Origin of the sequence: Streptomyces sp. NPDC002838, assembly GCF_040295365.1 — a bacterium.
Lineage (GTDB): Bacteria > Actinomycetota > Actinomycetes > Streptomycetales > Streptomycetaceae > Streptomyces.
Genome location: NZ_JBEOVF010000001.1, coordinates 226747 through 252329, shown reverse-complemented (window position 1 = coordinate 252329; position 25583 = coordinate 226747). Strand labels below are relative to the sequence as shown.

The window sequence follows — 25583 nt, the reverse complement described above, 5'->3', positions numbered from 1 at the left end:
CCGACTTGTGAATTGGTTTGTCAACTGTCAGTGGCTGTCATTAGCCTCGGCGCATGACTAGTCAGACCACCATCGACACGACGGGGTCGGGGGACAAGGCACCATCACCCCCGTCGGACGGCTCGCCGGCCACCGGGCTGCGTGGCCACCCCTGGTTCACCCTCATCACCGTGGCGGTCGGGGTCATGATGGTGGCCCTCGACGGCACCATCGTGGCCATCGCCAACCCGGCCATCCAGAAGGACCTGGGCGCGACCTTCGCCCAGGTCCAGTGGATCACCAACGGCTACTTCCTCGCCCTCGCGGTCTCCCTGATCACCGCGGGCAAGCTCGGTGACCGCTTCGGCCACCGGCAGACCTTCCTGATCGGCGTGGTCGGCTTCGCGGCCGCCTCGGGTGCCATCGGCCTGTCCAGCAGTATCGCGCTGGTCGTCACCTTCCGCGTCCTGCAGGGCCTGTTCGGCGCGCTGCTGATGCCGGCCGCGCTCGGCCTGCTGCGGGCCACCTTCCCGGCCGAGAAGCTCAACATGGCCATCGGTATCTGGGGCATGGTCATCGGCGCCTCCACCGCGGGCGGCCCGATCATCGGCGGCGTCCTGGTCGAGCACGTCAACTGGCAGTCGGTGTTCTTCATCAACGTGCCGGTCGGCATCCTCGCCGTCGTCCTCGGCGTCATGATCCTGCTCGACCACCGCGCGGAGAACGCCCCGCGCTCCTTCGACATCCTGGGCATCGCCCTGCTGTCGGCCGCGATGTTCTGCCTCGTCTGGGCGCTCATCAAGGCCCCCGAATGGGGCTGGGGCGACGGCAAGACGTGGACGTTCATAGTCGTGTCCGTCGTCGGCTTCGCGCTCTTCTCCTTCTGGGAGACGAAGGTGAAGGAGCCGCTGATCCCGCTGGCGCTGTTCCGCTCGGTCCCGCTGTCGGCGGGTGTCGTGCTGATGGTCCTGATGGCCATCGCCTTCATGGGCGGCCTGTTCTTCGTGACGTTCTACCTCCAGAACGTGCACGGGATGAGCCCGATCGACGCCGGCCTGCACCTGCTCCCGCTCACCGGGATGATGATCGTCGGCTCCCCGCTCGCGGGCGCGATGATCACCAAGGTGGGCCCGCGCATCCCGCTGGCCGGCGGCATGGCGTGCACCGCGATCGCCATGTACGGCATGTCCACGCTGGACACGGACACGGGCAGCGCCATCATGTCGGTCTGGTTCGCCCTGCTGGGTCTCGGCCTCACGCCCGTCATGGTCGGCGCCACCGAGGTCATCGTCGGCAACGCGCCGATGGAGCTGTCCGGCGTGGCCGGCGGCCTCCAGCAGGCCGCGATGCAGATCGGCGGCAGCCTCGGTACGGCCGTCCTCGGCGCCGTGATGGCCTCCAAGGTCGACAGCGACCTCGCGGGCAACTGGAAGGACGCGGGACTGCCGCCGCTCACGGAGGCCCAGGAGCACCAGGCCTCCGAGGCGGTCCAGGTCGGCGTGGCGCCGATCGCGCCGGGCACGCCGGAGGCGATCGCCACGAAGATCAACGGCGTCGCCCACGACACCTTCATCTCCGGCATGAGCCTGGCGTCCCTGGTCGCCGCCGGAGTCGCCGTGGTCGCCGTCCTGGTCGCCATGCTCACCAAGCGCGGCGAGAACGCGGAGGCGGGCGCGGGCGTCGGGCACATCTGAGGCACGGAACTCCGGTAGGGGAGCGTCAAGTTCCCCTATCCGGGTGACAAAGCTAAAGGTTTCCTCCCGCTCGGTACGCATCGCGGGCCAGAGTGGGCCAAGCCCTCCGCAGTGCATGTTCCCCAGGCAAGTTCGGGGAGTTCGTGCGACTTCGTACGACTTCGTGTGACTTCGTGCGACGCGGAGGGTGGCCGGTGCTGCGGCGCGCTGCCGGAGGGGGGCGGCGCGCCGCAAGGCCGGAGGATTAGGAATCGCAGCGGGGGTACTCGCCTCGTCGAACCCGGAACGAACCCGAATCAACCTAGGGGTTCAGGGAGTTGATGATGGCGGGCTTCGGACACGGAACGCGCAGGTACCCCCGCTCACGTGGCCGGACGTGGTCACGGACCGGGCCGGATCGCGCGACGCTCGGAATCATCGGAGTCATCTGCGCGATCGCCGGATTCTTCGTGCTGGGGATCATCCTCGGCCCCGTCGCGATCGTCTGCGGCTGGCTCGCCATGGGCCGCACCTGGGCGGGCAACCGCCCCGTCCCGGCCCTGGTCGCCCTCGTACTGGGCGCCATCGACACGCTCCTGGCGGTCATCTGGCTTGCTGGAGCGGCAACCCCGGGCAACGGCATGTTCTGACCCGGGGCGAGTGAGGGAAGGGCCCCCGGTGGGACGACCGGGGGCCCACCTTCATGTCCGGCTCCGTCAGTGTCGAGCCGGCCGCTCCTGCAACGCCGCGACCTCGGCCCGAAGCTCCCGCACCTCATCGGTCAGCATGCGGATCGCCTCCGTCTGCCGCCGCTCCTCCACATCGTCCTTCTCGAACCGCGCGATGAACCACGCGGCGATGTTCGCGGTCACCACACCCAGCAGCGCGATCCCGGACAGCATCAGCCCCACCGCGATCACCCGCCCCAGCCCGGTGGTCGGCGCATGGTCCCCGTACCCCACGGTCGTCATCGTCGTGAACGACCACCACACCGCGTCACCCAGCGTATGGATGTTCCCGTCCGGCGACTCCCGCTCCACCGACAGCACCGCCAGCGACCCGAACATCATCAGCCCGACCACGGCCCCGCCGACATACGTCGTCAGCTGGATCTGTGAGGCCATCCGCGCCCGTCGCTGCACCAACACCAGCGTCGACACCAGCCGCAGCAGCCTGAGCGGCTGGATCAGCGGCAGCACCACCACACACAGGTCCAGCAGATGCGTCCGTACGAACAGCTTGCGATCGTGCGCCAATCCCAGCCGCACCAGGTAGTCGACGGCGAACGCCCCCCACACCGCCCACTCGACCACCGTGCACGCACGCGTCAGGGACCGGCTCGCCGAACTGTCCACTATGGGCAGGGCATAGGCGACGGCGAACACCACGGCGAGCGCCAGCAGGGGCCGCTGGGTGCGCCGTTCCCAACGCGCCAGCGCCGATTGCTCTTTCATGACCGCATCGTAAAGAGACAGTAAGGGTGGTGGGGCCACCGGGCCCCACCACCCTTACTCGTTCGAGCCGCGCAGCGCTACGCGTCGCCGCCCGCGGCCCCCGGGTCCGCCGCCGAGACGTCGAGCAGCCGGTACCGGTCGACGGCCTGCTTCAGCGCCGAGCGGTCCACCTTGCCCTCCTTCGCCAGCTCGGTCAGCACTCCCACCACGATCGACTGGGCGTCGATGTGGAAGAAGCGACGGGCCGCCCCACGGGTGTCCGCGAAGCCGAAGCCGTCCGCGCCGAGCGACTGGTACGTCCCCGGCACCCACCGCGCGATCTGATCCGGAACCGACCGCATCCAGTCGGACACGGCCACGAACGGTCCCTCCGCGCCGGCCAGCTTCCGTGTCACGTACGGCACGCGCTGCTCCTCCTCGGGACGCAGCAGGTTGTGCTCCTCGCACTGCACGGCCTCGCGCCGCAGCTCGTTCCACGAGGTCGCCGACCAGACGTCGGCGCGGACGTTCCACTCCTCGGCGAGGATCCGCTGCGCCTCGATCGCCCACGGAACCGCGACACCCGACGCCATGATCTGCGCGGGAATCGATCCCGAAGTGCCCTCGCTGAAGCGGTGGATGCCCTTGACGATGCCCTCGACGTCGACGTTCTCCGGCTCGGCCGGGTGCTGGATGGGCTCGTTGTAGACGGTGAGGTAGTAGAAGACGTCCTCGCCGTGCGGATGCTCCTCGGTGCCGCCGTACATCCGGCGCAGACCGTCCCGCACGATGTGCGCGATCTCGAAACCGAACGCCGGGTCGTAGGCCACACAGCCCGGGTTCGTCGAGGCGAGCAGCTGCGAGTGGCCGTCGGCGTGCTGGAGACCCTCACCAGTCAGCGTCGTACGGCCCGCGGTCGCGCCCAGCACGAAACCGCGCGCCAGTTGGTCCGACATCTGCCAGAACTGGTCGCCGGTGCGCTGGAAACCGAACATCGAGTAGAAGACGTACACCGGGATCAGCGGCTCGCCATGCGTGGCGTACGCCGAACCCGCGGCGATCAGCGAGGCCGTACAGCCCGCCTCGGAGATGCCGTCGTGCAGCATCTGCCCGGTCGGCGACTCCTTGTAGGCGAGCAGCAGATCCCGGTCCACGGCCTCGTACTGCTGGCCCAGCGGGTTGTAGATCTTCGCGCTCGGGAAGAAGGAGTCCATGCCGAACGTGCGGTACTCGTCCGGCGCGATCAGCACGAACCGCTTGCCGATCTCCTTGTCCCGCATGAGGTCCTTGAGCAGCCGTACGAACGCCATGGTGGTGGCGATGGACTGCTGGCCCGAGCCCTTCTTCACGGTCGCGTACGTCTTGTCGTCCGGCAGCGCCAGCGGCTTGGAGCGCACGACGCGCGTGGGGACGTATCCGCCCAGGCCCTTGCGGCGGTCGTGCATGTACTGGATCTCTTCGGAGTCCCGGCCCGGGTGGTAGTACGGCGGCAGACCGCCCTCCAGCTCCTTGTCGGAGATGGGCAGGTGCAGACGGTCGCGGAAGTGCCTGAGGTCGTCGACCGTCAGCTTCTTCATCTGGTGCGTGGCGTTGCGGCCCTCGAAGTTCGGGCCCAGCGTCCAGCCCTTGATGGTCTTCGCCAGGATGACCGTCGGCTGGCCCTTGTGCTCGACGGCCGCCTTGAACGCCGCGTAGATCTTGCGGTGGTCGTGACCGCCGCGGCCCAGGTGCAGGATCTGGTCGTCGGTCATGCCCTCGACCATCGCGCGCAGCCGCTGGTCGTCGCCGAAGAAGTGGTCGCGGATGTAGGCGCCGGACTCGGTGGCGTACGTCTGGAACTGCCCGTCCGGCGTGGTGTTCATCCTGTTGACCAGGATGCCGTCGCGGTCCTGCGCGAGCAGCGGGTCCCAGGTCCGGTCCCAGATCAGCTTGATCACGTTCCAGCCGGCGCCCCGGAAGACCGACTCCAGCTCCTGGATGATCTTGCCGTTGCCGCGCACCGGCCCGTCCAGGCGCTGGAGGTTGCAGTTGACGACGAAGGTCAGGTTGTCCAGGCCCTCGCGGGCGGCGATGCTCAGCTGGCCCAGCGACTCCGGCTCGTCCATCTCGCCGTCGCCGAGGAACGCCCACACGTGCGACTTGGAGGTGTCGGCGATCCCGCGCGCGTGCATGTACCGGTTCATCCGCGCCTGGTAGATCGCGCCGATCGGACCGAGGCCCATCGACACGGTCGGGAACTCCCAGAAGTCCGGCATCAACCGCGGATGCGGGTAGCTGGACAGCCCGTACGGCGCCTTCGACTTCTCCTGGCGGAACGCGTCCAGGTGCTGCTCGCCGAGTCGGTCCAGAAGGAACGCGCGGGCGTAGATGCCGGGGGAGGCGTGGCCCTGGAAGAAGACCTGGTCGCCGCCGTCGCCCTCGTCCTTGCCGCGGAAGAAGTGGTTGAAGCCCACGTCGTAGAGCGAGGCGGAGGAGGCGAAGGTGGCGATGTGGCCGCCGACGCCGATGCCGGGCCGCTGGGCGCGCGAGACCATCACCGCGGCGTTCCAGCGAGTGGCGTTCAGAATCTTCCGCTCGATCTCCTCGTTGCCCGGGAAGAACGGCTCGCTCTTGGTGGGGATCGTGTTGACGTAGTCCGTGCTGCGCATCTCGGGCACGGCCACGCGCTTCTCGCGGGCCCGCTCGATCAGCCGGAGCATCAGGTAGCGGGCCCGCTCCCGGCCGCGCTCGTCCACGGCGGCGTCGAGGGAGTCGAGCCACTCCTGGGTTTCCTCGGGATCGAAGTCAGGAACCTGACTCGGAAGGCCGCCAATGATGATCGGGTTGCGATCGGATCCGGAAGCCACGCTGTTCCTTACCTGTCAGAGGGCTGCTTTTCGAGGTCTTATCGGGGGTTTGCGCTGTGCCTGCACCGTTCCCCATCGTGTACCTCGGGGGCGTAAACGTCATCTCTACTGTGAGGTAACCAGTCCTTCGTAAAGCGTCTGGTACCCACGGAAGGTTCCCAAACGCACAAACCGGGCAGAAGGGTGTGGTGTGCATCACTCCGGCGTCGTGGCGGCATGCCTTAGGTTGCGGCGACACGGCCCGGAACGTCACCGTTTCGGCGGTCTGAACGGCCGGGTACTTGCGCGATCCGCCCCGCCCGTGTGGACTACGGCCAATGCTTCGCGCACGCGCGTGGCTGAGTTATTCACCAAGACATGATCAGGAGGCAACCCGTGAGCGCGACCGCGGACCACGCGGAGGAGCGGACGAACCCTGCCGTCAGGCTGGGGTTCCAGCCCGAGCAGGTGGTCCAGGAGATCGGCTACGACGACGACGTAGACCAGGAACTCCGCGAGGCCATTGAAGAAGTCATCGGCAGCGACCTTGTGGATGAGGACTACGACGACGTAGCCGATGCCGTGGTGCTGTGGTTCCGCGACGAGGACGGCGACCTGACGGATGCGCTGGTGGATGCCACCACGTACATCGAAGAGGGCGGTTCGATCCTGCTGCTGACGCCGAAGACCGGCCGGGACGGCTACGTGGAGCCCAGCGACATCTCCGAAGCCGCGACGACAGCCGGGCTCTCCGCGTCGAAGAGCGTCAGCGTCGGCAAGGACTGGAGCGGCAGCCGGCTGGTGACGCCGAAGGCCGCAGCCACCAAGAAGAAGTAGCCACGGAACGCCGGACGGGCCGGGTGCTGGGGCCTGTCCGGCGGATCAGGTCGGAGGAAAGCAACGGCGCCTGGTCAGCGCCGGTGAGCGGGGTCTGGTGCGTGCAGCCGCAAGGCGGAGGAGGGAGTCGAAGCGGAGCTTCGGCGACCGACGACAACGCCGCGGATGTGCGTGCCAGACCCCGCGTCTCCGACAGGATCCGCCGGACAGGCCCCAGAGGCTTTGGCCGCCTCACCCAGCCCGTCCGATGGTCCCCGGTGATAGCTGCGTAGGGTGGTCTCACTCGAACAGCCCCACCGAAGGGACATTCACGAGATGGCGATCCAGGTCGGCGAGAAGGCCCCCGACTTCGAGCTCAAGGACAACCACGGCAGGGCCGTGAAGCTGTCCGACTTCCGCGGCCACCAGAACGTCGTGCTGCTCTTCTACCCCTTCGCCTTCACCGGCGTGTGCACGGGCGAGCTGTGCGAGCTGCGTGACAACCTGCCGAAGTTCTCCGACCGCGACACGCAGCTGCTCGCCGTGTCGAACGACTCCATCCACACCCTGCGCGTCTTCGCCGAGCAGGAGGGTCTCGAGTACCCCCTGCTGAGCGACTTCTGGCCGCACGGCGAGACCTCGCGCGCGTACGGCGTGTTCGACGAGGACAAGGGCTGCGCGGTGCGCGGCACCTTCGTCATCGACAAGGAGGGCCTCGTGCGCTGGACCGTCGTCAACGGTCTGCCGGACGCACGTGACCTGAACGAGTACGTCAAGGCGCTCGACACCCTGTGATTGTTCGGTTCCAAGGCCTGCGTGGTACGGGAACCCGTCACTAGGATCGAGTCGTTGATCCGACAGGAACGCACGGCGGGGCTCCCCGCCCCTGGACACCAATGGAGGACTCGTGGGAGTCAGCCTCAGCAAGGGCGGCAACGTATCACTGACCAAGGAGGCCCCGGGCCTGACCGCGGTCATCGTCGGTCTGGGGTGGGACGTCCGCACCACGACCGGCACGGACTTCGACCTCGACGCCAGCGCACTGCTGACGAACGCCGAGGGCAAGGTCAGCAGCGACGCGAATTTCGTCTTCTTCAACAACCTCAAGAGCCCGGACGGCTCGGTCGAGCACACCGGCGACAACCTCACCGGTGAGGGCGAGGGCGACGACGAGCAGATCAAGGTCAACCTCGCCGGCGTCCCGGCCGACGTCGAGAAGATCGTCTTCCCGGTGTCGATCTACGACGCCGAGAACCGCCAGCAGTCGTTCGGCCAGGTGCGCAACGCGTTCATCCGCGTCGTCAACCAGGCCGGCGGCGCCGAGATCGCCCGGTACGACCTCTCCGAGGACGCATCGACCGAGACGGCCATGGTCTTCGGCGAGCTGTACCGCCACGGCGCGGAGTGGAAGTTCCGCGCCATCGGCCAGGGCTACGCCTCGGGCCTGCGCGGCATCGCGCAGGACTTCGGCGTGAACGTCTGAGCAGGTTCGCAGGGCCTGTCCGACGGATCCCGCCGGACAGGCCTCATGTCTCACCGTCCGGCGCCGTACTGTTTGGGTGCGGCGCCGGACGCGCAGGACAACCAGAGAAGCACTGTCTCGGGGAGGGACCAGCAGCATGGGCGTCACGCTCGCCAAGGGAGGCAACGTCTCCCTGTCCAAGGCCGCACCGGACCTCACCCAGGTGATGATCGGGCTCGGCTGGGACGCGCGCTCCACCACCGGAGCCCCCTTCGACCTCGACGCCAGCGCCCTGATGTGCGACAGCGGGCGGGTGCTGGGGGACGAGTGGTTCGTTTTCTACAACCAGCTCAAGAGCCCGGACGGCTCGGTGGAGCACACCGGTGACAACCTCACCGGCGAGGGCGAGGGCGACGACGAGTCGATCCTGGTCGACCTCTCCAAGGTGCCGCCCCAGTGCGACAAGATCGTCTTCCCTGTCTCCATCCACATGGCCGACGAGCGCGGCCAGACCTTCGGCCAGGTCAGCAACGCCTTCATCCGCGTGGTGAACCAGGCCGACGGCCAGGAACTCGCGCGCTACGACCTGAGCGAGGACGCCTCCACCGAGACCGCGATGATCTTCGGTGAGGTCTATCGCTACCAGGGAGAATGGAAGTTCCGGGCGGTGGGCCAGGGGTACGCGTCGGGGCTGAGGGGCATCGCTCTAGACTTCGGAGTCAATGTTTCGTAAAGCCGTATGCGGCGCGGGGGAGTCCTTCCCTCAAGCTCTCGCTTGGGAGCGCCCCCATCACAGAATTGGGTAGCCAGTGGTTCTGAAAACCTTCGGCTGGTCGTTCGCGGTCACCGCGCTCGGCTTGGTCGCGGCGCTGTTGTTCGGAGGATGGACGGCGTTCGGCATCGTCGCGATCCTGTCCATCCTCGAGATCTCGCTGTCCTTCGACAACGCGGTGGTCAACGCCGGAATCCTGAAGAAGATGAATGCCTTCTGGCAGAAGATCTTCCTCACGATCGGCATTCTGATCGCCGTCTTCGGCATGCGGCTGGTCTTCCCCGTCGTGATCGTGGCGGTCAGCGCCCAGATGGGCCCGATCGAGGCCGTCGACCTCGCGCTGAGCGACAAGGACCGCTACCAGGAGCTGGTGACGGACGCCCACCCGGCGATCGCCGCCTTCGGTGGCATGTTCCTTCTGATGATCTTCCTCGACTTCATCTTCGAGGACCGGGACATCAAGTGGCTGGGCTGGCTGGAGCGCCCCCTCGCCAAGCTGGGCAAGGTCGACATGCTGTCGGTCTGTGTCGCGCTGATCGTGCTGCTGATCTCCGCGATGACCTTCGCGACCCACGCTCACCAGCACGGCGGCACGCACGTCGACAAGGCGGAGACGGTCCTGCTCTCCGGCATCGCCGGCCTGATCACCTACATGATCGTCGGTGGTCTCTCCGGCTTCTTCGAGGAGAAACTCGAAGAGGGGGAGGAACGCGAGCACGAGGAGGAGGAGGCGGCCGCACGTCAGGGCAAGCCACGTTCCGCGGTCGCCCTGGCCGGCAAGGCCGCGTTCTTCATGTTCCTCTACCTGGAGGTCCTGGACGCGTCCTTCTCCTTCGACGGCGTGATCGGCGCCTTCGCCATCACCAACGACATCGTCCTGATGGCGCTCGGCCTCGGCATCGGCGCCATGTACGTCCGGTCCCTCACGGTCTACCTGGTCCGCCAGGGCACTCTCGACGACTACGTCTACCTGGAGCACGGCGCGCACTACGCGATCGGTGCCCTCGCCATGATCCTGCTGATCACCATCCAGTACGAGATCAACGAGATCATCACCGGCCTCATCGGTGTCGTCCTGATCGGCTGGTCCTTCTGGTCCTCCGTGCGCCGCAACCGGGCGCTGGCAGCGGCCGAGGGAAAAGCGGCGGGCTCGGACGAGAAGACTGAGGTCTCGTCCGGGGTGTGACAACCCTCCGAGTGAGGAACGCTCTGTGCGGGGCGGCCGACGAGGATGTGTCCTCCGGCCGCCCCGCCGGTCTGTCGGGTGAACGTGGTGAACGTGGGGGCGGAAATGGGCTTCTTGGACTCACTCTGGCGTGGTCGGGCGGCCGAGTTCGACTCGGGCAACGCGGCGACGAACTCCATCGAGCTGACCAAACGGCACAGCCAGGTCTCCCTCACCAAGCAGGGCGCGGCCACCGGCCATCTGCGCGTCAACCTGAACTGGCGCATGCGGACGTCCGACATCGGCGGCTCCCAGCGCGAGAGCCTGCTGCGACACCCCTTCAAGGCGCTCAAGCCGCCGGAGGTCCTCGGGCACAGCCAGAGCATGGTCAACGTCGACCTCGACCTGGGCGTCCTGTACGAGCTCCAGGACGGCACCAAGGGCGTGGTCCAGCCCCTCGGCGGCTACCTCGGCGACGTCAACGCGCCGCCGTACGTGAAGCTCAGCGGGGACGACCGGTTCGGTTCGGCGTCCGGTGAGACGCTCTACGTCAACCTCGACCACCGGGACGCCATCAAACGGCTGCTGGTCTTCGTCTACATCTACGACCAGACCCCCGCGTTCGACCGCACCCACGCGATCGTCACGCTGTACCCCAGCAACGGCCCGCGCATCGAGATACATCTCGACGAGCGGCACCCCCAGGCCCGCTCCTGCGCGGTCGTGATGATCGAGAACGTCAAGGGGGAGATGACGGTCCGCCGCGAGGTGAAGTTCGTGTACGGGTTCCAGGCGGAGCTGGACCGGTTGTACGGGTGGGGCTTGCAGTGGGGGCGCGGTTACAAGGCCAAGGCGGAGCGTTGAGGCCGGCCGCGGCCGCGCAGCGGCCGTGCGTCCTTTCTGACACCTGGTCTTTCTAGCGCCCGATGAACTGCGGACCCTGCGGCGGCATCCGGAACTCCTGGTCCGGTGCGGCCGTGACCGGCGGCGGATAGCCGTAGCCGCCCTGTGCCCCCGTGGCGGCAGCCGCCGCGGCCGGCGCCTGTGGGTAGCCGTATGGGGGCGGGCTGGTGGGATGCGGATAGCCGTACGCCGGCTGCGTCGCCGGCGTCTGCTGCGGGTAGCCGTACGCGGGCTGCGCCGGGACCCCCGTCGGCTGTTCCGGGGGCAGCGGCTGGGCGGGCGTGGTCTGGACCGCCGTAGGAGGCGGGCTCTGCGCGGGCTCCTCGGCGCCCTCCGACTCGTCCACCGAGATGCCGTAGTCGGTGGCCAGGCCCTGCAGCCCGTTCGAATAGCCCTCGCCCAGCGCCCGGAACTTCCAGCCCTCTCCGCGCCGGTACAGCTCACCGCAGATCAGCGCGGTCTCCTGGCCCGTCTCCGGCTTGACGTCGAAGTAGGCCAGCGGCTCACCGTCGGCGACCGTCGCGTCGTACAGCAGGATGCGCAGGCCCTGTACGCGGTCGAAGGTGACGTCCTCCGCCGAAGCGACCAGCAGAATCTGGCTGACGTCGGGCTCGACACCGGCCAGGTCTGTCTGGATCGTGTCGGTGGGACCTTCGGCGACGCGCTTCTTGCCGAGCCGCCAGACCTTCCCGGAGGGGTGCCGGGGCTGGTTGTAGAAGACGAAGTCCTCGTCGGAGCGCACACGACCGTCGGGGCCGAGGAGCAGAGCCGAGGCATCGACGTCGGGGACCCCCTGCCCGGGCGCCCAGCGCAGCACGGCGCGTACCGTCGTGGTTTCGAGCGGGACGTTCGACCCCTTCAGCATCGCGTGCGTCATGCGATCATCCTGCCCTCTCGGTCCTGGTCACGACAATGCGGGGGTCGCCGGTCCGCGTATTTGGCCGTGCTTGCCTACGCTTGGCTGTGCTTGGACGTGCTTGGGCGTGCTTGGCTGTGCTTGTCCGCGTTACCTGAAATTCATGCCCGACGGGAACCCCAGACATGGATCCCTACGTACTATTACCGGCCACCTGCGAACGGATCACAGGGGTCGTTCAGCCACCACGGGGGAGTTCTATGCGTCATTTCGGGCACATCGCCCCTGAGGTGCGGCAGCGCCTCTTCCACCAGGAGCCCTGCCGGTTCACCGCGGATTCCCCGGCCCGGCTGCTCTCCGTGGCCCTGGGCGCCACGCTCTACAGTCCGGCCACGCGGCCGCGGCTCGCCGACGACATCGTCAAGCAGACCGGACGCGGCGTGGTCTCGATGGTGCTGTGCCTGGAGGACTCGATCGGCGACGAGGACGTCGCGGACGCCGAGGAGAACCTCGTAGGACAGTTCACGGACCTCGCCGGACGGAACGGGCTGGACGGGCGGGGCGAGGCGGCCGGGGTGGACCTGCCGCTGCTGTTCGTCCGGGTCCGCGTGCCCGAGCAGATTCCCGACCTCGTACGACGTCTCGGCCCCGCGGCCCGGCTGCTGTCCGGGTTCGTGATGCCGAAGTTCACCGAGGAGCGAGGCATCCCCTTCCTGGAGGCGCTCGCGACGGCCGAGGCCGACAGCGGGCGGCGGCTGTTCGCCATGCCCGTGCTGGAGTCGCCCGAGCTGCTGTACCGCGAGTCGCGAGTGGAAACCCTCGAGGGCATCTTCCGCGCCGTCGACAAGTACCGCGAGCGGGTGCTGGCCCTGCGCCTCGGCGTGACCGACTTCTGCTCCTCGTACGGCCTGCGCAGAGCCCCCGATATGACCGCCTACGACGTCCAGATCGTCGCCTCCGTGATCGCAGACGTGGTGAACATGCTGGGGCGGGCCGACGGCACCGGCTTCACGGTGACCGGGCCGGTCTGGGAGTACTTCCGCGTGCAGGAACGTATGTTCAAGCCCCAGCTGCGCCGCAGCCCCTTCCTGGAGGGCCAGGCCGAGGAGCTGCGCGAGGCGCTCATCGAGCACTCCATGGACGGGCTGCTGCGCGAGATCACCCTCGACCATGCCAACGGCCTGATCGGCAAGACCTGCATCCACCCCTCCCACGTGCTGCCGGTGCACGCACTGTCGGTGGTCAGCCACGAGGAGTTCAGCGACGCCCAGGACATCCTGCGGCCCGAACGCTGCGGCGGGGGTGTGCTCAGGTCGGCGTACACGAACAAAATGAACGAAGTGAAGCCGCATCGCGCGTGGGCCGAGCGGACCATGCTGCGCGCCGAGGTTTTCGGCGTGGCGAACGAGGACATCGGCTTCGTGGAGCTGCTTGCCGCCGGAATCCCCGACTGAATATCGCCGAACATGGGCGACCATCGCCGAAGGCGCTGAATACCCGCTGAATACCAAGGGACGCATGAAGTACGCAGTGAACAACGCGGTCTGGTCCGGTAGCTGGGTCGCCGAACGGCTCGGCGTCGAGCTGGTGGGCGACGACGGGCTCACCGGCCTGCTGGGGCTCGCGCTGCGCCGCAACCCCAAGCGGGCGCACCTACTCGTCTCGAACGTGCTCGGCAAGCACGTCCCGCAGTCGCCCTCCGTGGTGTACGGCCACGGCTTCGCCCTCGGCCGCCGCGTCCGCGACCTGCTCGGCACCGACGAGGCACGTACGGCGGTGGTTCTGGGCTATGCCGAGACCGCCACCGGCCTCGGTCACTCCGTCGCCGACGGCCTGGGCCTCGCGCCCTACCTGCACTCCACCCGCCGCCCGGTCCCCGGCGTGGCGACGGCGGGCGGTTTCGAGGAGTCCCACTCGCACGCCACGTCCCACCTGCTGCTGCCGGAGGACCCGGCGCTGCTGGTCGGCGAGGGGCCGCTGGTCCTGGTCGACGACGAATTCTCCACGGGCAACACGGTCCTGAACACCATACGTGCCCTGCACGAGCGCTATCCGCGACGGCGGTACGTGGTCGTCGCCCTCGTCGACATGCGCTCGGCAGCGGACGCGGGCCGGCTGGAGGAGTTCGCGCGGGAGATCGGCGCCCGGGTGGACCTGGTGGCGGCCGCCTCGGGGACCGTACGGCTCCCGGAGGGGGTGCTGGAGAAGGGGCAGGAGCTGGTCGCGCGGCACGAGTCCCCGCCGATGCCCTCCACCCAGTCGTACGGGCGTACAACCCGGGTCGAGCTGCGCTGGCCCCGCGGGCTGCCCGACGGCGGACGGCACGGCTTCACTCCCGCGCACCGCGAGCGTCTGGAGGGAGCCCTTCCCGCCATGGCCGCCCGGCTCGCCGAGGCGCTGCCCTCGGGCGCCCGGCGCGTGCTCGTCCTCGGCTTCGAGGAGCTGATGTACGCCCCGCTGCGGCTGGCCCGCGAGCTGGAGCAGCTCGCAGACACCGCTGACACCGTCGGCCCCGAGGTGCGCTACTCCACCACCACCCGCTCACCCGTCCTCGCCGTCGACGACCCCGGCTACGCGATACGCAGCCGCCTCGTCTTCCCCGCGCACGACGACCCGGCCGACGGACCCGGCGAGCGCTACGCCTACAACGTCGCGGGCGGCGGATTCGACGCGGTCGTCGCCGTGGTCGACTCGGTCGCGGACACCCCCGCGCTGCACGCGCCCGACGGCCTGCTGGCCCAACTGGCCGCCCACACCCCGCACGTCGTCCTCGCGGTCGTCCCCTCATACGTCCCCGAGCCGCTGTACGTCCCCGAAAGGCCCCTGCCCATGCTGCCCGAGCCCCTCCGCGGCCCCGCCTTCTCCTCGTACGCGCCCGAAGAGGTCGGCTGGCTGCTCCAGGACCTCTCGGACGTGACGCTGGAGGCACCGACCGAGGAGCGCGAGGAGGCCATCCAGAGCGGCGGCGCGCACTACGCGGAGTCGCTGCCGGTGGAGTACCAGCCCACCGAGCAGTACCAGGAGCTCTTCCACGCGGCACTGGAGGACTCGGCGGCACGGCTGGCCCGGGCGGTCGGCGCGGTCACCGAGCTCGTGCTCGCCGAGCGGTCTCCCCGGCCCGTCCTGGTGTCGCTGGCCCGCGCGGGCACCCCCATCGGCATCCTGATGCGCCGCTGGGCCCAGTACCGGCACGGCCTCGACCTGCCGCACTACGCCGTGTCGATCGTGCGCGGCCGCGGCATCGACGCCAACGCGCTGCGCTGGCTCGCCGCCCACCACGACCCGCGGGACGTCGTCTTCGTCGACGGCTGGACCGGCAAGGGCGCCATCACCCGCGAACTCGCCGACGCCCTCGAGGAATTCGAGGCCTCCGACGGCATCACCGGCTTCGATCCGGAGATCGCGGTCCTCGCCGACCCCGGCTCCTGCGTCCGCACGTACGGCACCCGTGAGGACTTCCTCATCCCCTCCGCCTGCCTCAACTCGACGGTGTCCGGCCTGATATCGCGCACGGTGCTCCGCGCCGACCTGGTGGGGCCCCATGACTTCCACGGCGCGAAGTTCTACCGCGAACTCGCCGGCACGGATGTGTCAGTGGCCTTCCTGGACGCGGTGTCCGCCCGTTTCCCGGAGGTCGTGGACGCGGTCGACGCACAGGCCAAGGAGCTGCTGTCCGGCGAGCGCGCCCCGACCTGGGAGGGCTGGGCGGCCGTCGAACGCATCAGCGAGGAGTACGGCATCCGCGACGTCAACCTCGTCAAGCCCGGCGTCGGCGAGACCACGCGCGTGCTCCTGCGCCGCGTGCCATGGAAGATCCTGGCCCGGGCCGGAGCGGGCGCCGACCTGGACCACGTCCGCCTGCTGGCCGAACAGAGAGGTGTCCCGGTGGAAGAGGTCACGGAACTCCCCTACACCTGCGTCGGGTTGATCCATCCCAAGTACACCCGGGGCGCGACCGGCGCCGACGGCAAGGCGGTGACCGTCTGATGCCGGTGCTGGTGGCGAGCGACCTCGACCGTACGCTCATCTACTCCTCCGCGGCCCTCGCGCTGACCATGCCGGACGCGCGGGCGCCCCGGCTGCTGTGCGTCGAGGTGCACGAGAGCAAGCCCCTTTCGTATCTGACGGAGACGGCGGCCGGACTGCTCACGGACCTCGGCGACGCGGCGGTCTTCGTGCCGACGACGACCCGGACCCGCAAGCAGTACCAGCGCATCAACCTCCCGGGCCCGGCGCCCAAGTACGCGATCTGCGCGAACGGCGGTCACCTCCTGGTGGACGGCGTGTCCGACCTCGACTGGCACGCCCGGGTGACGGCCCGGCTGGCCGACGAGTGCGCACCGCTGGACGAGGTGCGCGAGCACCTGATGACGACGGCCGACCCGCTCTGGGTACGCAAGCACCGGATCGCCGAGGACCTCTTCGCCTACCTGGTCGTCGAACGCGAACTGCTCCCCGAGGACTGGGTGAAGGAGCTCGCGGTCTGGGCGGAGAACCGGGGCTGGACGGTCTCCCTCCAGGGCCGCAAGCTCTACGCCGTCCCGAAGCCGCTCACCAAGAGCGCGGCCGTGCACGAGGTCGCCCGCCGCACCGGCGCCGCCCTCACCCTCGCCGCGGGCGACTCCCTCCTCGACGCCGACCTGCTCCTCGCCGCGGACCAGGGCTGGCGCCCGGGACACGGCGAACTGGCCGACGCCGACTGGACCGCTCCGGCGATCAGCGCGCTGCCGGAGCGGGGGGTGCTGGCGGGGGAGCGGATCCTGCGGGAGTTCTTGAGGGTGGTGCGGCAGGGGCTGGCCTGAGCGGCCGGGCCGGTGCCCGCACCTGTCGACTTCTGGCCTACGGGTGCGGGTTCATGTCCCGCTCCCGCCTGCGGCGCCCGGCCCCCGGCCGCCGCAGCATCCGTATCAGAACGAACGCCAGGACCGCCAGGGCGGCCGCGACGAGGATCACCTTCGAGTAGGTGGAGGCGATGTGCGCGACCTCGGGCCAGTTGTCGCCCAGCGCGTAACCCGCCATCACGAACGCCGTGTTCCAGATCGCGCTGCCCAGCGTCGTCAGGCCGAGGAACACGCTCAGGCGCATGCGCTCCACGCCCGCCGGCACCGATATCAGGCTGCGGAAGATGGGGATCATCCGGCCGAAGAACACCGCCTTGGTCCCGTGCCGCAGGAACCACGCCTCCGTCTTCTCGATGTCCGAGACCTTCACCAGCGGCAGCCGGCCCGCTATCGCCACCGTACGGTCACGGCCGAGCAGCGCACCGATCCCGTACAGCGCGAGTGCGCCGATCACCGAACCGGCGGTGGTCCACAGCAGGGCGGAGAGCAGGCTCATCTGCCCCGTGCTCGCGGCGAATCCCGCGAGCGGCAGGATCACCTCGCTGGGCAGGGGAGGGAAGAGGTTCTCCAGGGCGATGGCGATGCCGGCGCCGGGCGCGCCCAGCGTGTCCATGAGGGAGTTGATCCACTGCGGTGCCGCATCCCCGGCCGCGGCCGTCCGCGCTGCGATGGCTGTCATGTCGATCACGGTAGAAAATCGCAGCTGAAGAATCCCTGAGGAAAACCGCACGGTCCGTTGCGGTCCACCGCAGTCGGGAATTGCGGTTTTCCGCAGTGTGCACGCACCTCCCGCCCGGCTAGCCTCGCGATCATGCGAGACATGGTGCGACGGGGGACGCGGTGCGCGGTGGGGCTCATCGCGGGTGCCGCCACGGCGGCCGTCGAGCTGCCCTTCATCCTCCTGGCCGGCCTGGCCCTGGCACCCGTCGCGGCCTGGCCGTCCGGCCGTCGCGCGGTGCTCCCTCTCTTTCTCGCGGGCGCGCGAAGACTGGCGGAGCTGGAGCGCGCCCGGCTGAGGATCTGGCTGCGGGTTCACGTCACGCCCGCGTATCGAGACGTGCATGCCCTGCGGTACGTGGCCTGTCGCTGGGCTCTGGGCCTCCTGGGCGCGGTCGTGATGCTGTCGGTGGCGGTCGGCCTCGCGTACGGCACGGTCTGGACATACGTATGGCTGCTGCCGGGTGACGTCCGGCACGTCTGGGCCATCACCCTCACCAACCTCAGCGGGCTCTTCCTGCTGTTCCTCGCCGTGCAGGGGATATACGGAGTCGCCGAGCTGGAGGGGCGGTTGGCGCGCCGTCTCCTGGGCCCTCGCCACCAGGAGGAGCTGGAGCGGCGGATCGAGGAGCTGTCCGCGAGCCGGGCGGCGGTGGTCGACGCGGTGCACGACGAGCGGCGCCGCATCGAGCGCGACCTGCACGACGGCGTGCAGCAGCGCCTCGTCGCCCTCGGCATGCTCATCGGCCGCGCCCGGCGCAGCCAGGACCCCGACCGACTGGACCGGCTGCTGAGACAGGCACACGAGGAGAGCGGCCGGGCCCTGGACGAGCTGCGCGAGGTGGCCTGGCGGGTCTATCCGACGACGCTGGACGAGGCGGGGCTGCGGGCGGCGCTGGAGACGGTCGCCGAGCGGACGTCAGTGCCGGTGCGGGTGGAGTACGACCTCACCGCGGAGCCGGAGCGGGCCGTGGCCACGGTCGCGTACTTCGTCGTCTGCGAGGCCGTCACGAACGCGGTCAAGCATGCGGCGCCGAGCCGGATAACCGTGGCCGTGGGAGCGGAGGAGGGGTTCGTGTACGTGTGTGTCGAGGACGACGGACACGGCGGGGCGAACGCCGGGGGCAGCGGGCTGTTCGGGCTCGCCCGGCGCGTCGCCGCCCTCGACGGCCGCCTCGATGTGACCAGCCCGCCGGGCGGGCCCACCGTAGTGACCGCGGAGCTGCCATGCGCGTGATCCTGGCCGAGGATTCGACCCTGCTGAGAGAAGGCCTCGTACGCCTGCTCGCCGAGGAGGGACACGAGGTGATAGCCGCCGTCGGCAACGCCGAGCTGCTGCTGAAGGCCGTCGCCGATGACCGGCCGGACGTGGTCGTCGCCGACGTGCGGATGCCGCCCACGCACAGCGACGAAGGACTGCGCGCGGCCCTGGAGATCCGCGAGCGCTGGCCGGGGGTCGGTGTGCTGGTGCTGTCGCAGTACGTCGAGAAGCGGTACACGACGGAACTGCTGACCGGCGACTCGGAAGGGGTGGGCTATCTGCTCAAGGACCGGGTGGTCCAAGTCGACGAGTTCCTGGACGCGTTGGAGCGCGTGGCCCACGGGCGCGCCGCCTTCGACCCGGAGGTCGTACGACAGCTGCTCGGCCGCACCACGCACACCGACCTGCTCGGCCGGCTCACCGCGCGGGAGCGGGACGTGCTGGCCGAGATGGCGCAGGGGCACACGAACGCGGCGATCGCACGGCGGCTGCACATCTCGCAGAGCGGGGTCGAGAAACACATCAACGCGATCTTCGACAAGCTGGAGCTGGCAGGGGGTGAGGGCTACTCGCGCAGGGTGCTGGCCGTGCTGCGCTACCTGGGCAGCTGAACCCGGAGGGGACGACGCGGCGGCCGTCAGCCGCAGCAACCCCCGCCGCAGCAGCCGCCCCCGCCGCCACCCGCCCGGGGCGCCGGGGCCGGGGCCGACGCGGAGGCCGAGCCGCCGACCGCCACCGTCGACAGGAGCTTCACCGTGTCGTCGTGGCCCGAGGGGCAGTCGGCGGGGGCGGAGGACTCCGCCATCGGACGGCTCAGTTCGAAGGTGTCGCCGCAGGTCCGGCAGCGGTACTCGTAGCGAGGCATGCGCACAGGTTAACCGGCGTGCGCGGCCTTCGTAGGCTTCTGCCGCCGTTGGCCACTGCCGCCGTTGGCCACTGCCGCCGTAGGCCGCTGCCGGTGCCGGTCAGTGCCCGGCGCCGCGCTCCTCGCGGATCTGGGACACGACCCGGGCCACCGCCCGCCGTACCGCTTCCGTCTCCGTCAGGAAGTGCCAGTAGTCGGGGTGGCGGCCCTCCAGCGTGCCGATCGCGCGGTCGAGGCGGGCGACCGCGTCGTCCAGCGGGCGGGCGTGGCGGGGGTCGGGGGTGTTGCGGCCGGCCATGGCCAGTCGCTGGGCGTCCCGGATGGCGAAGCGGGTGCGGTCGACCTCCTGCTGGGGGCCCTTCTGCACGGCGTTCAGCCGGCGCAGCCGGTCCCCGGCGGCGGAGACGGACTCGTCGGTCGTGTTCAGCAGCGCCCGCACCGTCGACAGCAGGGCGGTCGCGTCCGGCCAGCGCTGCTCGTCGCGTGCGGCCTGTGCCTCGCGCAGCTTCACCTCGGCCTGCCCGACGCTCTCCGCGGCCTGCTCAGGCACCTGCTGGAGGTCCTGCCAGCAGGCCACCGTGAACCGTCGCCGCAGCTCGCTCAGCACCGGCTCGACCTGGGCGGCGCGGGTGGTGAGCGCCTGGGCGCGGGTGCGCAGGGAGACGAGCCGGTGGTCGATCTCGGCGGCCCGCTCCGGCAGCCGTTCGGCCTCCACACGGACCGCCTCGGCCTCCCGTGCGACCCGCTCGGCCCGCTCCAGCGTCTGGGGCACGCCGTGCGCTCCGGCGCCCTGGTTCAGCTTGGTCAGTTCGGGCCCGAGAGCGGCGAGGCGGGCGGCGAGATCGTCCGCCTTCAGCCCCGAGCCTCGTACGGCATCGAGGGCGTTCGACGCGGCGAGCAGCCCCTGCCTGGCCCGTTCGACCGCCGGGGCGAGCCGGGCCAGCTGGGTCTCGGCCTTGCCGAGCAGCGGCCCGAGCCCGGCCGTGAACCGGTCCAGGTCCTGCTTGACCCGCCCCAGCTCGTCCTTGGCCCCGGTGAGGGCGGTGCGCGCCTGTGCGGCGGCCGAGGCCTCCAGGTCGTCCCGGTCGAGGTCGTACGCGTCGACGGCCTCGATGTAGCGGTGACTGACCTCGTCGATCCGCTGCCCCAGCGCCTGGAAGTCGGCGACCGCGCGCCGGGCGGCGGGGGAGTCGTCGACGGCCGTGATGGTCTCTATCGAGATCCGCAGATCCCGCTGGGCGGTGTCGAGCTCGTAGAAGGCGGCCGCGGCGGCGTCCTTCGCGGCCTGCGCCTCGGCCCGCTGGCTCTCCGCGCGCCCGCCGAACCAGCGCCGGGTGCCGCCGCCGGCGAAGGCGGCGGGCAGCGCGAGCGCGACGACGAGCGGCAGGCCGATCAGGGTGAGGGTGTCGCGGAGCGCGGGGCGCACGGAACGGGGTGCGCGCGGCACCAACGGCGAGTACGGCTGCGATGGTGTCGCCGTCACATCCCTCTCCCGTGCTGTGGTTCGTCCTGCCCGGTTGTCATTCTCCCACCGGTTAAGGACGAACACACGGGCCGGTCAGTTCGCTGTTCGGACCGTGACTTTGCCGTCGCCGCTCCGGGCGGACACCACGTGGGAGCTGGAGTCGTCCCGGGGCACGGAAACGTCCTGCGCGCCGTCGCCTGTCTTGGTCGTCACGCGGTAGGTGGCCCGGGGCAGTGCGATGGTCACGGATCCGTCGCCGCTGCGGGACTCCACCAGGTCCGGTACGGCACCGAGTTCGAGGTGCACCGACCCGTCCCCGGTCTGGGTGCGGACCCGGCGCGAGGAGACGTCGGCGCGCACGGACCCGTCGCCGGTACGCAGCTCCAGCGGGCCGGTGGAGTCGGTGACGCGGACGGAGCCGTCGCCCGTGCGGATGCTCAGCGGCGACTCGAAGCCCCGCGCGCGCACGCTGCCGTCACCATCCTCGACCTTCACGGCGACACCGCGCGGCACCTCGATCCGGTGCTTGGCCGCGCAGTCGACGACCACGCCGGAGCACGTCATCCGCAGCACCAGCCGGTCGTCCTTCATCGACCAGGTCACTTTCGGGTCCTTGCCGACGGCGACCGACCCCTGGAACCACCGGGTGACCTCGACCGTGCCCGCCTTGTGCGCGTCCGCGGCGACGATCTCCAGCGCGGAGTCGTCGGAGTCGACGGTGAGCGTGCGCCCCTGCAGGGCGAAGGACCGCTGCTCGGGATCCTTGTCGTCCCCGGCGGAGGCACCGCAGGCGGTGGCGCCCGCGACGAGCACCGCGACGACACCGGCGGCGGCGATGGCGCGGACGGGAACGGTACGGGCCATGACGATCTCCCCCTGGGAAGGACGGCGAAGTCTGCGCGACCCGCCTCTGCGTCCCTTCGACGCTGCTTCGACCGTACGGATCCCGGCCCCGCGGGGGGATCCGGGGCACTCCCGGATCCGGGGTGGGGTTAACCCCCGCACTCGGCCCGCGATACGGGTTTGCGGGGCACTGCCCCGGGCAATGTAGGCTGTCGACTCGTCTCGGGTGCGTAGCTCAGGGGTAGAGCGCCTGCCTTACAAGCAGGATGTCGGCGGTTCGAAACCGTCCGCGCCCACACCAGGAGAAGACCCCGGCCGATCGTGGCCGGGGTCTTCTCGGTTCAGGGCTTCGCTTCCTCGGATTGTTCCCGAGCCTCGTGCGCGTGCTTCAGCTGCATCCGGGCATCCACGCGCTCCGCCGTCGCGACCTCCGTCCAGAAGCGGTGACCACTGACGAAGACCGCGAGTTCGTGCTCGCGCTGCCGCAGCTTCTCCACCTCGGCCTGTTCGTCGGCCGTCCAGCCGGGGGACGCGGGGCGCTCCACCTTGCGCCAGCCACCCGCGTCGCTGAAACCGTCCAGCGGCTCGACCGACCAGGGGAGCCGCTTGAGCAGGGCCGACAGCTCGGCCCGGACCTGATGCAGCTCCTCCTGACCGGCGAGGAGGTCACTCGGAAAGTCATAGGTCGTAGCCACGGCGCAATGCTACGCCTGTTCGATTTTGAGTGGCGAGTTCCTTTCGGTGGTTCATGCGAACGGGTGTGACTGAGTGCTTCAGCCGGCTGTGACCGCTCTTCCGTGACGGCTACCGGCGAACGCCCGGCGGGCGGGGCCCGGGCGGTGCTGTTCCGGTTCCCGGAGAGTGCGGGACTTCGTGGCCGCCCTCGACGCGGGGACAGGGGCGGCCCTCCATCCGGACGTCATCGGCTTCGAGCGGGAGGACCCGCGGATGGCGGGGACGATGGAGGCGGCCCTCCCTTGGAGCGGCTCCCGCGAGGAGCGGATGCGCAGCTTCGCCAACAGCCGGGCCACTCTCCAGGGCGGCACGCACGTGGACGGCTTCCGCGACGGAGTGGTGGCCGCGGTCACCGCGTACGCGCGGGAACGGGGGCTGCCGGCGGCGGACCCCGATCCCGGCGCCGACCGGATCGGCGAGGGCCTCACGGCAGTCGTGTCGGTGAAGCTCGACCGTCCCGAATTCCTGGGCGCCACGCACGGGCTGCTGGGCAACACCGACGTGCGGGTCTGTGTCGGGGAGGCCGTCCGGGAGCACCTCGGCAACTGGTTCGAGGAGCAGCCGGAGCGGGCCGCGGAGGTCGTCGACCGGATCGTCCGGGGCATCCACCAGGACTGAACAGCAGCGGACGGCCCCGCCAAGAAAGCCGCGCGAAAGCGTTGCCGGTGGTGACTGAGCACCGCAGTCGCAGTGGTCGTGGCCGTCACGGAAGCGCGGCCACAACCAACCATGGCGCTCAGTCACAGGTGTGCACGCCGCTGTCCTGTGCCATCGAAGGTTGATGATCGGCAAGTTCGTGCCATGGACCAGCAGTCAGATCAACTCGGCACCCCACCACCACAGGCGACATGGCCCCCGTTGATCTGCGCGAGCACGGGGTTCGTCAGCTGTGCCGGATTCTTCGGTCGGGCAGTCCTCGAACGAACCCGGCGACCAGCGTCGCCACCGCTTCTGGAGTCTCCAGGATCATGGGGTGGGTGGCGTCGATCCGGTTGACGCTGATCGTCGGCCGGGTGCGGGAGAGCGCGGCCAGCTCGTCGGAGACCCCTCGTGCGAACCGGGCGCTGAAATCGTCGAACCACTCCATGCCGGGCGCAGGCGGTAGCCGTCGGCCGGCCTGTACCAGCAGCAGCGGGCAGTCGACCCCGTCCAGCCATGTGGTGACACCGAGCGCGCCGAGCCTGTGGAGTTCGTCGAGGATCTCCAGCGCCTCCGCCCGCTCCGGCAGCCTCTGCCATTTGCCGTCGGGCAGCGGGCGTGCGGCCGCGCGGGTGGCGGCCTCCGCACGGTCGGCGGGAATCCCGAGCCGGGCGGAATTGATGACCTGTTCCTCGATGTACTCGGGTGGCGCGATGGTCCCGGCCGACGCCAGCAGCACCTCACTCACCCGTTCAGCGCCGGGGTACTCGCGTTCCCACCAGAAGCCGTCGAGATTCACGGCGGCACGGGCACGGGCACGGTCCGGGTTCGCCCGGGCGTACTCGACCGCGACCAGCCCGCCGAGGGAATGGCCCACCACAACGGCCTCCGGCACGCCATGTGCGTCGAGCGTGTCCGCGATGTGCCGCACCACGGTGGGGATGGTCCAGGGGGAGATACCGGGAGAGCGGCCGTGCCCGGGAAGGTCGACGGCGAGGACGCGGTGCCCGGCGGTGAGCAGGGCGGCCGCGGCGTCCCAGTCGGTGAGCGACCGTGTGAAACCGTGCAGTAGAACGAGTTGAGGGCCATCGCCCCCATAGTCATGAGCATGCAGGAGTGTCATATGGGGCTCATAGTACTGAGAGCCGGGACACGGGCGGTGGTGCTCAGGCGGTCGGCAGGGAGGTCAGCCAGTCGAGCAGGTGGCGGTTGACCTCCTCGGGGCGTTCCTGCTGGATCCAGTGGCCGCAGCCTTCGAGGATGTGCGAGGCACACAGGCCGGGCAGGGTGGTGGGGAAGGCGGCGATCGCGTCGGAGAGCCAGGTCGTCGAGGCGTCCAGGGCTCCGCCCAGGAACAGGGACGGCTGTGTGATGGGGGCTCCGGCGAAACCGGCCAGGTCCTTCCAGTCGCGGTCCATGGCGCGGTAGCGGTTGAGCGCGCCGGTGAGTCCCGTGCGCTCGAACTCCCCTGCGTAGACGTCGAGGTCGTCCTCGCTGAGCCAGGACGGGCGGCGGCCGGTGGGGAAACGGTCGCGCAGGGTCTTGCCGGGGCTGACGAAGTGGGGGTCGGGGGCGCCGGGTGCGGGCAGGGTGTCGGCGGAGAGGGCGGCGTAGAAACCGGCCAGCCAGCCGCGTACGTCGGGTTCGATCTCGCGCTCGGCCCGGCCGGGCTCCTGGAAGTAGGAGACGTAGAACTCCTCCTGATCGCCGCCCAGTTGGGCGAAGACCTCGCTGGGCTTTGGGCCGCCGGGAGGGGCGTAGGGGACGCTCAGCAGGCCGACCGCGCGGAAGACGTCGGGCCGGATCAGGGCGGAGTGCGCGGCGACGGTCGCGCCCCAGTCGTGTCCGACGACCACCGCGGAGCGCTCGCCGAGGGCCTCGACCACGGCGACGCTGTCGGCCACCAGGTCCAGCATCCGGTACGCGTCCACCGCGTCCGGCTTCGAGGAACGCCCGTAGCCGCGCACGTCGACGGCGACCGCGCGGTGGCCGGCGGCGGCCAGGACGGGGAGTTGGTGACGCCAGGAGTACCAGGACTCCGGGAAACCGTGCAGCAGCAGGACCAGCGGCCCGCTTCCCAGCTCCACGGCGTGGATACGGCCGGCCGGACCGGGAAGCAGGCGGTGGGTGATGTCGGTGAGCTGGGCCGGGTGAGGCATGCGTCCTCCGTGCGGGCGTGGTGCGGGCGGCGAGTGCACCGGTACGCGCTCGGGCGTCGGTGCTGCGGCTCGTACGACGATCCTGCGGGCGGCGGTGCGACCGGGGCGAGCGTTGTTGCCGATTCGGCAAACCGCTGCCCGCCGCGAAGAACCCCTGGCAGCCGGGCGTTGTCA

23 protein-coding genes, 1 tRNA gene and 1 pseudogene are annotated in these 25583 nt (G+C 69.9%); 15 read left to right on the top strand and 10 right to left on the bottom strand.

Translation table 11 applies throughout. The annotated features are described in order from the left end of the window. Positions 1-71 precede the first annotated feature (71 nt). Together ABT063_RS01190 and ABT063_RS01185 are read left to right on the top strand one after the other, a co-directional pair. Positions 72-1695 (top strand): annotated as a pseudogene (locus tag ABT063_RS01190) (MFS transporter); the annotation flags it as partial. 298 nt (positions 1696-1993) lie between these two features. Next, positions 1994-2302: a small hydrophobic protein gene (locus tag ABT063_RS01185; RefSeq protein WP_351054959.1), complete on the top strand. Its 309-nt coding sequence runs from the start codon at positions 1994-1996 to the stop codon at positions 2300-2302. A gap of 66 nt (positions 2303-2368) precedes the next feature. Here the strand turns inward: ABT063_RS01185 and ABT063_RS01180 are convergent, their stop codons facing one another. Together ABT063_RS01180 and aceE are read right to left on the bottom strand one after the other, a co-directional pair. Further along, a complete protein-coding gene (locus ABT063_RS01180; RefSeq protein ID WP_351054958.1) occupies positions 2369-3106 on the bottom strand; it encodes a potassium channel family protein in 738 nt (245 codons plus the stop codon). A gap of 77 nt (positions 3107-3183) precedes the next feature. After that, on the bottom strand, positions 3184-5931 hold the full coding sequence (gene aceE / locus ABT063_RS01175) for a pyruvate dehydrogenase (acetyl-transferring), homodimeric type (RefSeq protein WP_351054957.1): 2748 nt from the start codon (positions 5929-5931) through the stop codon (positions 3184-3186). Positions 5932-6306: 375 nt separating this feature from the next. Between aceE and ABT063_RS01170 the strand changes: the two genes are divergently transcribed. The 6 genes from ABT063_RS01170 to ABT063_RS01145 all read left to right on the top strand — a co-directional run bounded on the left by ABT063_RS01170 (position 6307) and on the right by ABT063_RS01145 (position 10989). After that, the gene (locus tag ABT063_RS01170) at positions 6307-6747 is read left to right on the top strand and encodes a DUF3052 domain-containing protein (RefSeq protein ID WP_172629393.1); all 441 of its coding nucleotides are present in this window, start codon (positions 6307-6309) and stop codon (positions 6745-6747) included. A 315-nt stretch (positions 6748-7062) separates the two neighbouring features. After that, entirely contained in the window at positions 7063-7521 is a 459-nt protein-coding gene (locus tag ABT063_RS01165) for a peroxiredoxin (protein ID WP_351054956.1), read from the top strand. A gap of 112 nt (positions 7522-7633) precedes the next feature. Continuing rightward, positions 7634-8209 (top strand): TerD family protein, encoded by a 576-nt coding sequence (locus ABT063_RS01160; RefSeq protein ID WP_351054955.1) that lies wholly within the window; start codon positions 7634-7636, stop codon positions 8207-8209. A gap of 136 nt (positions 8210-8345) precedes the next feature. Beyond that, the gene (locus tag ABT063_RS01155; protein ID WP_351054954.1) at positions 8346-8921 is read left to right on the top strand and encodes a TerD family protein; all 576 of its coding nucleotides are present in this window, start codon (positions 8346-8348) and stop codon (positions 8919-8921) included. 76 nt (positions 8922-8997) lie between these two features. Beyond that, positions 8998-10146, top strand: coding sequence for a DUF475 domain-containing protein (locus ABT063_RS01150; RefSeq protein WP_351054953.1), 1149 nt, complete (start codon positions 8998-9000; stop codon positions 10144-10146). Positions 10147-10251: 105 nt separating this feature from the next. Further along, positions 10252-10989, top strand: a complete 738-nt coding sequence (locus ABT063_RS01145) for a TerD family protein (RefSeq protein WP_351054952.1) — start codon at positions 10252-10254, stop codon at positions 10987-10989. Between the two features lie 52 nt (positions 10990-11041). On the opposite strand, the gene ABT063_RS01140 is transcribed toward ABT063_RS01145, so the two are convergent. Then, positions 11042-11905, bottom strand: coding sequence for a TerD family protein (locus tag ABT063_RS01140; protein ID WP_351054951.1), 864 nt, complete (start codon positions 11903-11905; stop codon positions 11042-11044). Between the two features lie 239 nt (positions 11906-12144). Between ABT063_RS01140 and ABT063_RS01135 the strand changes: the two genes are divergently transcribed. The 3 genes from ABT063_RS01135 (at position 12145) to ABT063_RS01125 (ending at position 16686) form a co-directional block, all read left to right on the top strand. After that, entirely contained in the window at positions 12145-13338 is a 1194-nt protein-coding gene (locus ABT063_RS01135) for an HpcH/HpaI aldolase/citrate lyase family protein (protein WP_351054950.1), read from the top strand. A 64-nt stretch (positions 13339-13402) separates the two neighbouring features. Next, positions 13403-15871, top strand: a complete 2469-nt coding sequence (locus tag ABT063_RS01130; protein WP_351054949.1) for a phosphoribosyltransferase — start codon at positions 13403-13405, stop codon at positions 15869-15871. Next, positions 15871-16686, top strand: coding sequence for an HAD family hydrolase (locus ABT063_RS01125; RefSeq protein ID WP_351054948.1), 816 nt, complete (start codon positions 15871-15873; stop codon positions 16684-16686). The genes ABT063_RS01130 and ABT063_RS01125 overlap by 1 nt, the downstream gene beginning before the upstream one ends. A 37-nt stretch (positions 16687-16723) precedes the next feature. Here the strand turns inward: ABT063_RS01125 and ABT063_RS01120 are convergent, their stop codons facing one another. After that, the gene (locus tag ABT063_RS01120) at positions 16724-17404 is read right to left on the bottom strand and encodes a DedA family protein (protein WP_351054947.1); all 681 of its coding nucleotides are present in this window, start codon (positions 17402-17404) and stop codon (positions 16724-16726) included. A gap of 132 nt (positions 17405-17536) precedes the next feature. Here ABT063_RS01120 and ABT063_RS01115 point away from each other — a divergent pair, with 132 nt between their 5' ends. Together ABT063_RS01115 and ABT063_RS01110 are read left to right on the top strand one after the other, a co-directional pair. Further along, a complete protein-coding gene (locus ABT063_RS01115; protein ID WP_351054946.1) occupies positions 17537-18679 on the top strand; it encodes a sensor histidine kinase in 1143 nt (380 codons plus the stop codon). Then, positions 18670-19314, top strand: coding sequence for a response regulator transcription factor (locus tag ABT063_RS01110; protein WP_351054945.1), 645 nt, complete (start codon positions 18670-18672; stop codon positions 19312-19314). Before ABT063_RS01115 ends, ABT063_RS01110 begins: the two co-directional genes overlap by 10 nt. Before the next feature lie 26 nt (positions 19315-19340). Here ABT063_RS01110 and ABT063_RS01105 read toward each other — a convergent pair whose 3' ends face one another. The 3 genes from ABT063_RS01105 to ABT063_RS01095 all read right to left on the bottom strand — a co-directional run bounded on the left by ABT063_RS01105 (position 19341) and on the right by ABT063_RS01095 (position 21897). Continuing rightward, positions 19341-19568, bottom strand: a complete 228-nt coding sequence (locus ABT063_RS01105; protein WP_095753303.1) for an FmdB family zinc ribbon protein — start codon at positions 19566-19568, stop codon at positions 19341-19343. Between the two features lie 100 nt (positions 19569-19668). Next, positions 19669-21051: a hypothetical protein gene (locus ABT063_RS01100; protein ID WP_351054944.1), complete on the bottom strand. Its 1383-nt coding sequence runs from the start codon at positions 21049-21051 to the stop codon at positions 19669-19671. Between the two features lie 75 nt (positions 21052-21126). Continuing rightward, the gene (locus ABT063_RS01095) at positions 21127-21897 is read right to left on the bottom strand and encodes a DUF4097 family beta strand repeat-containing protein (RefSeq protein ID WP_351054943.1); all 771 of its coding nucleotides are present in this window, start codon (positions 21895-21897) and stop codon (positions 21127-21129) included. 203 nt (positions 21898-22100) lie between these two features. Here ABT063_RS01095 and ABT063_RS01090 point away from each other — a divergent pair. Then, positions 22101-22172 (top strand) — tRNA-Val (locus tag ABT063_RS01090). Positions 22173-22217: 45 nt separating this feature from the next. Here ABT063_RS01090 and ABT063_RS01085 read toward each other — a convergent pair. Beyond that, positions 22218-22571 (bottom strand): DUF8825 domain-containing protein, encoded by a 354-nt coding sequence (locus ABT063_RS01085; RefSeq protein WP_351054942.1) that lies wholly within the window; start codon positions 22569-22571, stop codon positions 22218-22220. A 166-nt stretch (positions 22572-22737) separates the two neighbouring features. Here ABT063_RS01085 and ABT063_RS01080 point away from each other — a divergent pair, with 166 nt between their 5' ends. Next, positions 22738-23229 carry a TopoII/MutL transducer domain-containing protein gene (locus ABT063_RS01080; protein ID WP_351054941.1) on the top strand — a complete coding sequence of 164 codons (492 nt, stop codon included), beginning with the start codon at positions 22738-22740 and terminating at the stop codon, positions 23227-23229. 265 nt (positions 23230-23494) lie between these two features. On the opposite strand, the gene ABT063_RS01075 is transcribed toward ABT063_RS01080, so the two are convergent. Together ABT063_RS01075 and ABT063_RS01070 are read right to left on the bottom strand one after the other, a co-directional pair. Further along, entirely contained in the window at positions 23495-24373 is an 879-nt protein-coding gene (locus ABT063_RS01075) for an alpha/beta fold hydrolase (RefSeq protein WP_351054940.1), read from the bottom strand. 43 nt (positions 24374-24416) lie between these two features. Beyond that, a complete protein-coding gene (locus ABT063_RS01070) occupies positions 24417-25409 on the bottom strand; it encodes an alpha/beta fold hydrolase (protein ID WP_351054939.1) in 993 nt (330 codons plus the stop codon). Between the last annotated feature and the right edge of the window lie 174 nt (positions 25410-25583).

Excerpts from the sequence above, each read along its gene's own strand:
- ABT063_RS01185 (WP_351054959.1), top strand. The coding sequence starts at position 1,994 with ATGATGGCGGGCTTCGGACACGGAACGCGCAGGTACCCCCGCTCACGT.
- ABT063_RS01180 (WP_351054958.1), bottom strand. The coding sequence starts at position 3,106 with ATGAAAGAGCAATCGGCGCTGGCGCGTTGGGAACGGCGCACCCAGCGG.
- ABT063_RS01165 (WP_351054956.1), top strand. The coding sequence starts at position 7,063 with ATGGCGATCCAGGTCGGCGAGAAGGCCCCCGACTTCGAGCTCAAGGAC.
- ABT063_RS01155 (WP_351054954.1), top strand. The coding sequence starts at position 8,346 with ATGGGCGTCACGCTCGCCAAGGGAGGCAACGTCTCCCTGTCCAAGGCC.
- ABT063_RS01145 (WP_351054952.1), top strand. The coding sequence starts at position 10,252 with ATGGGCTTCTTGGACTCACTCTGGCGTGGTCGGGCGGCCGAGTTCGAC.
- ABT063_RS01140 (WP_351054951.1), bottom strand. The coding sequence starts at position 11,905 with ATGACGCACGCGATGCTGAAGGGGTCGAACGTCCCGCTCGAAACCACG.
- ABT063_RS01135 (WP_351054950.1), top strand. The coding sequence starts at position 12,145 with ATGCGTCATTTCGGGCACATCGCCCCTGAGGTGCGGCAGCGCCTCTTC.
- ABT063_RS01130 (WP_351054949.1), top strand. The coding sequence starts at position 13,403 with ATGAAGTACGCAGTGAACAACGCGGTCTGGTCCGGTAGCTGGGTCGCC.
- ABT063_RS01125 (WP_351054948.1), top strand. The coding sequence starts at position 15,871 with ATGCCGGTGCTGGTGGCGAGCGACCTCGACCGTACGCTCATCTACTCC.
- ABT063_RS01120 (WP_351054947.1), bottom strand. The coding sequence starts at position 17,404 with ATGACAGCCATCGCAGCGCGGACGGCCGCGGCCGGGGATGCGGCACCG.
- ABT063_RS01115 (WP_351054946.1), top strand. The coding sequence starts at position 17,537 with ATGCGAGACATGGTGCGACGGGGGACGCGGTGCGCGGTGGGGCTCATC.
- ABT063_RS01110 (WP_351054945.1), top strand. The coding sequence starts at position 18,670 with ATGCGCGTGATCCTGGCCGAGGATTCGACCCTGCTGAGAGAAGGCCTC.
- ABT063_RS01105 (WP_095753303.1), bottom strand. The coding sequence starts at position 19,568 with ATGCCTCGCTACGAGTACCGCTGCCGGACCTGCGGCGACACCTTCGAA.
- ABT063_RS01095 (WP_351054943.1), bottom strand. The coding sequence starts at position 21,897 with ATGGCCCGTACCGTTCCCGTCCGCGCCATCGCCGCCGCCGGTGTCGTC.
- ABT063_RS01075 (WP_351054940.1), bottom strand. The coding sequence starts at position 24,373 with ATGACACTCCTGCATGCTCATGACTATGGGGGCGATGGCCCTCAACTC.
- ABT063_RS01070 (WP_351054939.1), bottom strand. The coding sequence starts at position 25,409 with ATGCCTCACCCGGCCCAGCTCACCGACATCACCCACCGCCTGCTTCCC.